The organism is Lachnospira eligens (assembly GCF_009680455.1).
Lineage (GTDB): Bacteria > Bacillota > Clostridia > Lachnospirales > Lachnospiraceae > Lachnospira > Lachnospira eligens_A.
Genome location: NZ_WKRD01000009.1, coordinates 143,713 through 155,785 on the forward strand (window position 1 = coordinate 143,713; position 12,073 = coordinate 155,785).

Consider the following 12,073-nt stretch of genomic DNA (forward strand, 5'->3'; position numbering starts at 1 on the left):
TGGAGTGATGTGTATTGAAGAAATTTCTCACAGGAGAAAAAAATAGAACAAAAAAGAATACAACTGAAAAAATGACAACCCCGATGCCGATGGGGAGAAAACAGAAAAAGTGGATGAGCCTTTACATGGCGCTGGTACTGACCGTAACGGTTGGAGCAACGACCGCATTCGCAGCCGGAGATCCGTTGTCCGTTATCAATAACTTGTCTACATTTATTTTTTCTCTGATTCGTGCGATCGGTTTGATTTTGCTTGGATTTGGTGTTGTGCAGGTTGGTCTGTCTTTAAAAAGCCATGATCCAAGCCAGAGGGCAAATGGATTTCTGACACTGGCCGGAGGAGTAATTATTACGTTTGCCAAAGAAATCCTCGATTTGATTATGGCGTAAGCCTCTTTGAAAAAATATATCAGGAAACAGCAGGAGTGCCGGAAGGTACTCCTGTATTCAAAAATATGTTCAGGGAGGTGAGAATATTTGAGTGACAACTGGATTGTACAGAATCTAAACTCAGCACTATCCACATGGAGTGAAAAGATGGCAGAACTGTGGACTCTGCTGACTGAAAATCCGGCAACTTTTAAGGGTGGCGGCATCTGGCGGATTATGACAAATATCAATGATGCACTGACAGCCATTGCCTATGGATTACTGGTGTTATTTTTTGCAGCCGGAATCATAAAAACGTGTGGCAGTTTTACAGATCTGAAAAAGCCGGAACATGTGCTAAAAGCATTTATCCGGTTTGCTCTTGCTCAGGGAGCAATCACATACGGAATGGAACTTATGCGGGCACTGTTTTCCATCGTGCAGGGAATCGTGACAACCGTAATGAGCGGCTCCAGTATGGCAGGAAGCGTGACGGAACTTCCAACGGAGATTGTAGATAAGATTGAGAGCGTGGGAATGCTGGAATCCATTCCGTTGTGGATTGTCACACTGCTTGGCAGTCTGCTGATCACTGTATTGTCATTTGTGATGATTCTGACAGTGTATGGCAGAATGTTCAAAATCTATATGTATACGGCAATCGCCCCGATTCCGATTTCCTCATTTGCAGGAGAACCCACGCAGTCCATTGGAAAGAACTTTATCCGTTCTTATATAGGCGTATGTCTGGAAGGGGCAATTATTGCACTGGCATGTATTATCTTTTCTGCTTATGCAGCAAGCCCTCCGGCTGTCGGAGATACGGAGTTGAGTGCAGTTACAATCGTGTGGAACTATGTAGGAGAACTGGTATTTAATTTACTGGTGTTGGTTGGAGCAATTAAGGCATCTGACCGTATTGTCAGAGAAATGATGGGACTTGGAGGTTAAAAATATGGATACAAAGAAAACATTAAGATATAACTGGGAATTCGGACGTGAGACAGTAGCGATACGAGTGAGCTCTTATCGGAACAATGGAAATTTATATGTAGGACTCTGCCATAAGGAAGGGAGAGAATGGGAAGATTTTGGAGATGTAACCATTAATCTGCCCTATCAGTTCTTAGAGCCAAATGAGGCTTTTATAACAGGAGATTTTACCAAGGATATGCTTCATTTTATCAAGGAACATAAACTAGGAAAAGTGTTGAATGAAACAGGAAGATCAGGATATGCAACCTATCAGAAGGTAGCGTTTGATCTAGCAAGACTTGCGGAATTTGATCCGGAAGGCGTTGCAGAACACTGTAGATTTGCCGGGATAGAAGTACCGAAAGAAAAACCACAGAAAACGAAGAAACAAAGCAGAGGAAAGGAGCGATAAGTTATGGAAGTCAAGATGAATAAAGAAATCCGGGACTATCAGGAATCCATGTTTATGGGACTGGACCTGAGACAATGTGTGTGTTCTGTTCTTGCGATTCTTACAGCAATCGGAATTTACTTTGGAATGCGTGAAATTACCGGACAGGAAATAACCGGATGGCTGTGTGTGCTTGGTGCTACTCCATTTGCTGCCTGTGGCTTTTTCAAATATCATGGTATGACAGCCGAACAGTTTTTATGGGCAGTGATCAAATCCGAATTGCTGTATCCGAAGAAACTGGTGTTTCAGTCGGAAGATATCCACTACTCCTGCATGCAGGAGACCATCTCGCTGGGAGAAAAGAATCAAAAGGATGGAGCGGAAATCATAAAAGAGCGGGAGCAAAGAGCAGAAGCAAAACAGAGAAAGAAACGCAAGGGAAGGAGTGATGCCTTTGATTAAAACCTTAAGTCAGGCACTTCGGATGGATAAGGAACGCTTCAAAGTTCCGAAATCAGTCCAACAGGCAATTCCCATCCAGCGAATCTGGCCGGATGGAATTTTTCAACAGGGAACGAAATTCTCAAAAACATATCGTTTTACAGATATCAACTATTATATTGCGAGTAAGGACAATAAGACAGAAATGTTTCTGGATTATTCCGAACTCTTAAATTCACTGGATTCCGGCATTTCTGCCAAAATTACCATCAATAACCGGAGAATCAATAAAGAAGAATTTGAAAAATCAATCCTGCTTCCAATGAAGGAAGATGGACTGGACCACTATCGGGAAGAATACAACGAAATGCTCCTGTCTAAGATTACAGGAACAAACAACAGCATCTATCAGGAACGGTATCTGACTGTCAGTGTACATAAAAGATCGATTGACGATGCAAGAACCTATTTTGCACGTATCGGAACAGACATCGTAACACATCTGGCAAAGTTATCGTCCACAGCAGAAGGACTGGACGCAGAGAGCCGGCTCCAGATTTTCAGGGACTTCTTCAAGGGAGATGTCCCACAGGCATTTCCGTTTGATCTGAAACAATTTGCCAAGAAGGGAACAAGTTTCAAGGACTGGATGTGTCCGGATTCTATGGAATTTGAACGTGACCATTTTAAAATCGGTGACAGGTACGGAAGAGTCCTGTATATGCAGGATTATGCAAGTTATGTTAAAGATGACATGATTTCAGAACTGTGTGACTTCAGCCGGAATCTGATATTGTCGATTGATATCCTGCCAGTCCCTACGGATGAAGCGGTAAGGGAAATCCAGAACCGACTGCTTGGTGTGGAAACCAACGTGACCAACTGGCAGAGAAGGCAGAACGCTAATAATAACTTCTCGGCAATCGTACCATACGATATGGAACTTCAGAGAAAAGAAACCAAGGAAATGCTCGATGATCTGACAACCAGAGACCAGCGTATGATGTTCGGAATTTTGACAATGGTACATCTGGCAGACAGTAAAAAACAGTTGGATTCCGATACGGAATTATTATTGTCGATAGCAAGAAAGCATCTGTGCCAGATGGCAACATTAAAGTGGCAGCAAGTGGACGGACTCAATACAGTGCTTCCTTACGGACTGCGAAAGATCAATGCCCTGCGTACATTGACAACGGAATCAACGGCTGTTTTAATCCCGTTCCATACACAGGAAATCCTGCAGCCGGGCGGTATCTATTATGGGCAGAATGCAGTCAGCAAGAACCTTCTGGTAGCCGACCGGAAGAAACTGATGAATGGAAACAGTTTCCGGTTGGGCGTCAGTGGATCAGGAAAGAGCTTTTCGGCAAAAGAAGAGATTGTGCATCTGGCATTGAGTACCGATGACGATATCCTGATTCTTGATCCGGAGTCCGAATTCACAAAATTAGTAGAGGCTCTGGGTGGACAGGTTGTAAAAGTATCTGCGACATCAGACAATCACCTGAATGCAATGGATATGGACGCAGCCTACGGCAATGAAAAGAATCCACTGATTGAAAAATCGGAGTTTATTCTGTCTGTATTTGAACAGTTGGTTGGAGCAGGAAACCTGTCAGCAAAAGAAAAGTCAATCCTGGACCGCTGTGCTGCAGATGTGTACCGGGATTATATCCGAAGTGGTTATACCGGAGAAGTTCCGACATTGAAAGATATGTACCGACAGTTGATGTTACAGCCGGAAGAAGAGGCAAGGGGACTTGCACTGTCATCCGAACTTTTTATCAATGGAAGCCTGAACACCTTTGCACAGCCGACCAATGTGAATAAGAAGAACAGGATCATGGATTATGATATCCGGGAACTGGGGGAACAGCTTATGCCACTGGGAATGCTGGTTACCTTAGACAGTATTTTCAACAGGGTAATTCAGAACTGGAAAGAAGGAAAAACGACATGGATATTTGCCGATGAGTTCTATCTGTTATTCCGCTATGAATACAGTGCAAATTTCTTCTACCGACTGTACAAGAGAATCAGAAAATACAATGGATTCGTGACAGGTTTAACCCAAAATGTTGAGGAACTTCTGAAATCGGACACTGCAAGACTGATGTTGGCAAACAGTGAGTTTTTGATTCTTTTGAATCAGGCAAGTACAGACAGGGAAGAATTGGCAGCTCTTTTGAATATTTCCGAAAACCAACTGTCCTATATTACAAATGTATCGGTTGGCAGTGGCCTAATCCGTTGCTCTGGGAATATCGTACCATTTGAGAATACGTTCCCAAAGAATACAGACCTTTATAAACTAATGACAACAAAACCGGGAGAATCATAATGAAGAAAAAAGAAGAAGTAACGATAACTTTTTATGCTGCAGAGTGCGGTGAGTTCCATGATTTAGGAGAATATACAAAATGCAGAACGCTGGAAGAGGCATATAAAAAGTACCAGAAATATTGTAGAACATCTGCCAATATGTGTCCGGCTATTGAGTTTTCTATTCATGATCCAGAATCAATTTATTCAGACATGGAATATCCATTACCGTTGTCATCAAAAGACAGGGGAGACTTGGAACTTGTGCCATATTACAACGAACATCCACTGGTAAATGAGGCAATCAGACAGGTGGAGCAGTTGCAGAAACAGCAGGAAAAAAAGAAACATCGGGATGTTGCCCGATGAGATAAGAGATACGGAAAGAGGGTGACCGGATGAAAGATATCAAGGAATGGGTAAGGGATAAGAATCCGAAGATTCGAAATCCGGCTGCCCGACTTCCGAAAGAACTGGTTCGCTCAGCGGTTCTGGAAGCAAAAGAAAAGCCAAGGGAACTACATGAAAAAAGCAGTGGGCAGTCAGAATCCCCAACACAGTATGGAACTGAAAAAATAGAATCCGTACAGTACAGAGCGGCGAGTGTGGCAGGAAAAAGTATAGGGAAAACCACATATCAAGGTGGAAAAAAACTTGCTGGAGTGACCTACAGGAAGATAAAGGAAAGAAAAAGCAGACAGGAAGAAGCGAAAGCTGCCGAAGAAGCAATGGAGCAGGGGGCAGAAAGCGGAAAGAAATTAATCAAGTTGAAACCGGAGCAGGCAGCACTTGCCAAGGAGAATGGTAAACGGCAGGTGAAAGCAGCACCGAGAGTGGTAAAAGTATCCGGTCTGTCTCAAGAAAAAATAAAGACACAGGCATCCATGCAGAAACAGCAGATGGAAAAAAGTCTTCAGGCGATGCAGAAAGCAAGAGCAGCCCAGATGGCAAGAAAGTCAGCACAGGCATCGGCAGAAAGTGGAAAAGCAGTCCTTCAGGTAACTGGAAAGGGTTCAAAGTTATCCGTACAGGGAATTACAGCAGCGATTCAAAAAGGGGTAGTAGCTCTTGAAAAAATGGGAAAATGGATTGCTGCCGGAGGTAGTGCATTTCTTCTGGTATTTATTCTGATTGTGGGAATCATTGCAGGAGCAGCTTTCAGCAGTAATTCGGAAAGCTCCGAATCCCTAAGTGAAGAAGTGCTTGCGTATACTTCTGTGATACAGCAGTATGCATCCCAATACGGCATTCCGGAATATGTGTCTGCGATACAGGCCATCATGATGCAGGAATCTGGAGGCAGGGGAACAGACCCGATGCAGTGTTCGGAAAGTCCATATAATACAAGATTCCCACACACTCCTGGTTCTATTACTGATCCGGATTATTCGATAGAGGTTGGAGTACAGACCTTTGCAGACTGTATCAGACAGGCAGGATGCAGCAGTCCACAGGATCTGGACAAGCTGAAACTTGCATGGCAGGGATATAACTATGGAAATGGCTACATAGGATGGGCATTGCAAAGAGGCGGTTATACAGAAGCCAATGCATTGCAGTTTTCACAGGAACAGGCAGCTTCGCATGGATGGAGCAGTTACGGAGATCCCCAATACGTTCCCCATGTGATGCGGTATTATTCCGGTGGCAGCCTGTTTGCTGGTTTGTTTGGTAATCAGCAGATTGTGTCGGTTGCAATGGGGCAGCTTGGAAACAGTGGCGGTCAGAAGTTCTGGAGCTGGTACGGATTTGACAGTCGGGTAGAATGGTGTGCCTGTTTTGTAAGCTGGTGTGCGGATCAGAGCGGTCTGATTGCAAGTGGGAATGTTCCTAAATTCTCATTGTGCAGTGATGGAGTGTCCTGGTTTCAGGGAAAGAATAAGTGGCAGAGTGGCGGAACAACTCCGACAGCTGGAATGATCATCTTTTTTGACTGGGATCATGATGGAACATCGGATCATGTAGGAATAGTAGAAAAGTGTGAAGGTGGAAGAGTTTACACGATTGAGGGAAATTCCAGTGATCAGGTACGGCAGAGAAATTATGCAGTAGATTACAGTTCTATAATGGGATATGGGGTGATAAATTGATGGTTTCTTTCATAATTTGTTAAGGATTTTATAAGGGAGTTAATGAATCCTTTGGAAAATAGTCACAAAATAGGCACAGTTGATTGATAAATTGTTATTGTAACTTTTAGTGATAGACATATAAAGAGTTAGAAATCTTTATAATTGACTTGAATTAGGAGGTAGTGAATATGAGTGATCAGAATGTAAAAGCAGCACAAAAATATTTAAATGCGATGTTTGGTGGACATAAGGATTGGGTAAAACTGGATGAAGATGGAAAGACCGGAACAGCCGTGATGCAGGGAATCATTCGTGCATTTCAGATTCAGAATGGAATCTCAACGATTACAGGAACGGTTGGACCACTTACTATTAATACCATGAAGAAGTTAGCCATTATTACAAAAATGGATCCGAATGATACTCCGCAGGTTAATGTATGCTTGATTCAGTGTGCTCTGTTTTGCAAAGGATATGCTGCTGGAGGAATTACTGGAATTTATTATACATCAGGAGTAAATGCAGTTAAAAAGATGCAGGAAAATGCAGGACTGGAAGTTACGGGCAAAATTGATTGGAAAGTTTGGTCTGGATTGTTATCCCTAAACTGGTTTACAAAGGTTTCTGGTGGGGATTCCAATATTGTTCTTATTCAACAGCAATTAAATAGTGACTGGTCAGATGTTATTGGTGTTGGACCTTGTGATGGAATTGCCTCAAGACAGACAATTTTGTCTTTAGTTGGTGCATTGCAGGCGGCTGAAGGAGTTACAACTGAATTAATTACAGATTTGAATTCAGTTAATTTTGGCGATGCAACAACAAATGCGTTTCCGGGTACATTACAGAACGGACAGAACTCGACGAAATATGTTCCATTTAATAAGATTGCTCAATACGGACTATATTTTAACGGATATAATCCGGGAAGATTCGATGGCGTGTTTGATTCGACTACAGAGTCAAAGGTGTCAGAATTTCAGGAGTTTTATGGTCTGACAGGAATTGGACTTGTAACAAAAGGAAAAGTAAATGTTTCTACTATGAAATCATTGCTTACGAGTAAAGGCGATACAAACAGGGCAGCAAAAGCGTGTGACTGTGCAACAGTATTAAATAAACAACAGGCATTAGATATAAAAAATGCAGGGTATACTCATGTAGGACGTTATCTGACAGGTTCTGTTGGAAAAGAACATACACCGAAATATTTGACATCAACAGAAGTGAAAAACATTGAAAATGCAGGATTATCGGTATTCCCGATATATCAGGATGGAGGATATGAATTAAACTATTTTAAGGATCCGTCCCAGGGAAGTGTTGATGCACAGACAGCAATTTTAGCAGCCGAGAGAATCGGTATACCAAGTGGAACGACTATATACTTTGCAGTGGATTTTGATTGTTATTCATATCAGATTGATACATTTATTATACCTTATTTTGAACAGATTCACATGATCTTTTTCAGTTCGACAAATGATAAAAATTATAAAGTCGGCATTTATGCACCAAGATATGTATGTACTAAAGTTTATGAAGCAGGATTGGCAAGTAAATCATTTGTGGCAGATATGTCAACTGGATTTAGCTGTAATTTGGGATATTCGATGCCGAAGAACTGGGCATTTGATCAATTTTGTGAGTTGAACTCATTTTCTTCATCACCTTCGTTCCCACTGGATAAAGATGCATATTCAGGGAGAGATACTGGATTTAAAAAGTTCGATGCCGTATCGACAAAAACAGATGAGGAAATAGCGCAAGAAAATCTTCGGGCAAAGGTAAAAATAGCACGAAATCAATATGTCTATAATGTAATGGAGCCGCTTGGTTATCTGAATAAAATTATGGATGTGGGTGTGGAGTATGATAAGGAAATTTCACTGGGAACAATGATGAGTCCTCAAGGAGCAATTGATATTTCTACTAAAATATCCACATCGCTTGAAAGTTCAACTGGTAAAATTTATAATATAAAAGTGGATATAGGAAATGATGGAGAATTGACACAAACTTGCAAAAATCAAATTATGGAGATTTCATCAAATTTATCAGATACAGGTATAGAGGGAGCAGATAACTTTGGAAATACGATAGAAAAAATTGCTTTATCGGTTAAATCTGGTAATATTGCTTTTGAAATAAATAATGTTTTTGCCAATAGTGTAGAGTTTTCCATTGTATTTAGTACATCAGATTTGCTGCCAGAAGAGGAAAAAGAGTGGACAATATCGGTTGCTTTGATTTTTACAATGACATTAAATTCTAATAGTGGTCTTGAATTTAATGTTGTAGAATTCACAAAAGAGCATAGTAATATACTGGCAGGAGCCGTAATATTAGTTCTTGCGGGTGCATTAGTTGTAAATGCAATTCCGTCAATTATTGCTTTATTTTCAGCTGGAGCAGGTACTGTTTTTGGTTTGTTGATTCAAGCGCTGTAAATTGTAAAAGAATAAAAGAGACAATGGCCAGAGGTTCGATTTTATAAAGAGGACCTCTGGCAAAAGGGGGATTAAGAAGAATGCATATTAAATCAATTGTGTCAGATGAGGATAGGGAAGAATTAGAAAGAATGCTTTCGCTTGGGTTTATAATTCCTAATCAATTATTTAAAACAAGACAGAAAAGTAGAATGATTATCTATATTTTTACACCTGTAGAATTTTTACTGTCGATTAATTGTTATCTGTCGGAAAGTTATTTGATGTTTGGAATAGGGATTGGAACTTGTGTGGCTTGTGTGGCTTGGATTATTTGGTATCAAATGATTGGTAAAAATTTTGAAAAAAATGTTCATGAATTTGTCTGGGGTAGATCAGGATATGAAACGGTGGATATCGATGAAAACGCAATTAAAATAGATGAAGATCAAATTTATGAATTTAAAAATATTGATAGAATGTTCTTATATAAAAACTTCTTTTTTTTCATAACAAATGAAAAGAAAATATTTATATTTAAAACGACAGATATGGAGTCGGATGAACTTATAAAAATTATTAAAACAACAGGGATTTTATTTGAAAAAAAAGAAAAACCATTTAATATTTATAAGTATTGTAAAAAAGGAAAAAGTTTTTAAAAATAAGCAGAGGATGGTGGATTTATCATCCTTTTAGAGAAGAGCATGTATTTTAAAGGGAATCTGGTTTTGCAGGTTCCCTTTTTGCCATCAAAAACGTTGATGTTTTATCAAATGACGCTAAAAATAAAAAGAATAATGCAGGGGGTGACATTATTAGTTATCGCTGTAATATTTGGATAAAATATAAATAAAACATAAAAAATATAAATAAATTATAAAATGGCGACAGTTTTTTCTTGTTCAAGTGTTTATTATATAGAGGACAAAATAAGACAGCAAAGGAAGTGGTGCTGTTGCACCAGAAAAATGACACAAAATTAGTGATGTCCATTCGGGAAAAGAATTGAAGGGGATTCTTTTCCCTATTTGTCGCGTTACGAAAGACTGAGGGTGAGAAAATATGCTAGAACTTGCAATCTGTGATGATGACATCATTCTATGTAATTGGTTAGAACAGAAGCTGCTCCATTATGGGAAAGCGAATGACTGTCAGATATCTGTAGAAATATACTATTCTGCGGAGCAGCTTCTTAACAGGCTGGAAGAAGAATCCTACGATATGTTATTCCTTGATATTTGTCTGGAACATGAGAATGGAATTGATATCGGAACGGAGATACGAAAGAAAAATTATGGAAAAGAACTGCGCATTACCTATATTTCAACATATCAGGAATATGCTATGAAATTATTTCGCATTCATCCATTTGATTTTCTTGTAAAGCCAATCCGAGAGGAAGAACTTTTCCGGGTGATAGGTGAATTACGGGAACTGTTAAAAGAACGGAAGAAGATATTTGAATATACGGATACAAAAGGAATCCACAAAATTTCTTATGACAAGATCCTGTATTTTTATAGTCTGGGAAAAAGAGTACATATCGTGACATCGGAAAAAGAATATGAATATCGAGGAAAATTAAAGGATGTAGCGGATATAACAGAAGAATATTTCTTACTGATCCACAAGTCCTATCTCATCAATATGGAACACGTGGAGCATTACGAATATGACAACGTGGTTATGAAAGACAAGACACGTCTCAGTATCAGTAAAGCAAATCGCAAGAAGGTTAGAGAAAGACTATTACAAACGGAGAAGAAAAGATTATGAATATACATTTGATCACTTATCTGACAAGTAAATTATTCTGGATTTATATTGTGTTCCGTTACAATACCATCCTGTATCCTCAAAATGAGGATACACAAAAGCTATTTGCATATTTTTGTGCATATCTGCTTTCCTGCTGGGGAAGTATGCAGTGGGGAACGATGTACGGAGATCTGATCTTTGAGCTGATCGCTCTGTTAATTATAACAGTGGCATATCAGGCAGACTGGCAACATCATGTCTGGAATACACTTATGGTATATATTATGGGAATTTTATGTAATGGGATTCCAATCGTGTTCTTTCAACGGTATGCGGTAGCAAGAAATCCGGTACATCATCACATGGGACCGGGAACTATCGTAATGGGAAATTTTATATTCTTTTTACTGGAAGTCATTATTGAAAGAAAAGTGGATGTAAAGAGAAGTTATTATATAAAGAACAGTCATTGGCTGGCTATGCTTTCTGTCCCGGTGATCAGTATTATAGTCTGCATCAGGATATTGCTGCCAGACAGAAGAGGTGTGCGGTCTACGATTGTATTATTCTTACTGTTTATCAATGTATTTATTTTCTATCTGCACGATGAGGTTCAGAAAAGTTATATTGAAACAGCAAAACAGGAAGAGATGAAGATTCAGATGAGCCAGTATGCAAAAGAACTGGAGATGATGATGAAATCACAGGACAGGCTGAATAAGATACATCATGATTATAAACACCATCTTACAACGATAGGTGCAATGGCAAAAACGGGAGGAAATGAAGAGATTCTATCGTATCTGAAACAAATGGAGAATATAGCCGGAACAGCCTTATGTCATCATTTATATACAGAAAACCGTAATATGAATAATCTGCTGAATTATATTTTGGAAGATGTGAAATCAGTAATTGAAAAGCCAGAGATTTCTGTGGAAATACCGAATCATATAGGGAAAGAATTATTTGACCTAAGTATAGTTGTGGGAAATCTTATGGATAATGCCATTCGTGGGGCGGCAGCTTCAGACGAACGGAGATTATCGTTTCAGATGTATTATGGAAAAGGAATCATGAATATCCAGATTGAGAATAGCATAAAAGATACACCAAAAGTGAGGAATGGAATTTATCTGACAACGAAAAGCAGGAAAGAAGGACATGGAATAGGATTACAGAATGTGAAACTTGTAGTAGAAAAGTATCATGGTCAGATGGAGATCTGCCATACGGAGAAATCCTTTCAAGTGAAAATATTATTATATATGAAATTAGATGAAAAATAGTAAGGCGATGGTGTCTTAC

At 39.6% G+C, this 12,073-nt stretch carries 11 protein-coding genes; all 11 read left to right on the forward strand.

What is annotated here, in order from left to right; genetic code table 11:
• Positions 1-71 precede the first annotated feature (71 nt).
• The 11 genes from GKE48_RS12210 (at position 72) to GKE48_RS12260 (ending at position 12,054) form a co-directional block, all read left to right on the forward strand.
• Positions 72-389, forward strand: a complete 318-nt coding sequence (locus tag GKE48_RS12210; RefSeq protein WP_006426976.1) for a hypothetical protein — start codon at positions 72-74, stop codon at positions 387-389.
• A gap of 87 nt (positions 390-476) precedes the next feature.
• Positions 477-1,319, forward strand: a complete 843-nt coding sequence (locus GKE48_RS12215; protein WP_173016937.1) for a VirB6/TrbL-like conjugal transfer protein, CD1112 family — start codon at positions 477-479, stop codon at positions 1,317-1,319.
• Between the two features lie 4 nt (positions 1,320-1,323).
• On the forward strand, positions 1,324-1,755 hold the full coding sequence (locus tag GKE48_RS12220) for a DUF4313 domain-containing protein (RefSeq protein ID WP_139009963.1): 432 nt from the start codon (positions 1,324-1,326) through the stop codon (positions 1,753-1,755).
• Positions 1,756-1,758: 3 nt separating this feature from the next.
• Positions 1,759-2,199: a PrgI family protein gene (locus tag GKE48_RS12225; RefSeq protein WP_007884640.1), complete on the forward strand. Its 441-nt coding sequence runs from the start codon at positions 1,759-1,761 to the stop codon at positions 2,197-2,199.
• A complete protein-coding gene (locus GKE48_RS12230; RefSeq protein ID WP_199596345.1) occupies positions 2,192-4,522 on the forward strand; it encodes a VirB4-like conjugal transfer ATPase, CD1110 family in 2,331 nt (776 codons plus the stop codon). Before GKE48_RS12225 ends, GKE48_RS12230 begins: the two co-directional genes overlap by 8 nt.
• Complete coding sequence (locus GKE48_RS12235; protein ID WP_006426970.1) at positions 4,522-4,872, forward strand: hypothetical protein; 351 nt, start codon at positions 4,522-4,524, stop codon at positions 4,870-4,872. Before GKE48_RS12230 ends, GKE48_RS12235 begins: the two co-directional genes overlap by 1 nt.
• Before the next feature lie 29 nt (positions 4,873-4,901).
• Positions 4,902-6,593, forward strand: coding sequence for a lysozyme family protein (locus GKE48_RS12240; protein WP_154301186.1), 1,692 nt, complete (start codon positions 4,902-4,904; stop codon positions 6,591-6,593).
• Between the two features lie 170 nt (positions 6,594-6,763).
• Positions 6,764-9,025, forward strand: coding sequence for a glycoside hydrolase domain-containing protein (locus tag GKE48_RS12245; protein ID WP_007884642.1), 2,262 nt, complete (start codon positions 6,764-6,766; stop codon positions 9,023-9,025).
• 80 nt (positions 9,026-9,105) lie between these two features.
• On the forward strand, positions 9,106-9,666 hold the full coding sequence (locus GKE48_RS12250; RefSeq protein WP_006426967.1) for a hypothetical protein: 561 nt from the start codon (positions 9,106-9,108) through the stop codon (positions 9,664-9,666).
• Between the two features lie 403 nt (positions 9,667-10,069).
• Positions 10,070-10,783 (forward strand): LytR/AlgR family response regulator transcription factor, encoded by a 714-nt coding sequence (locus GKE48_RS12255; RefSeq protein WP_154301187.1) that lies wholly within the window; start codon positions 10,070-10,072, stop codon positions 10,781-10,783.
• Positions 10,780-12,054 carry a sensor histidine kinase gene (locus tag GKE48_RS12260; protein ID WP_154301188.1) on the forward strand — a complete coding sequence of 425 codons (1,275 nt, stop codon included), beginning with the start codon at positions 10,780-10,782 and terminating at the stop codon, positions 12,052-12,054. The genes GKE48_RS12255 and GKE48_RS12260 overlap by 4 nt, the downstream gene beginning before the upstream one ends.
• The last annotated feature ends 19 nt before the right edge of the window (positions 12,055-12,073 follow it).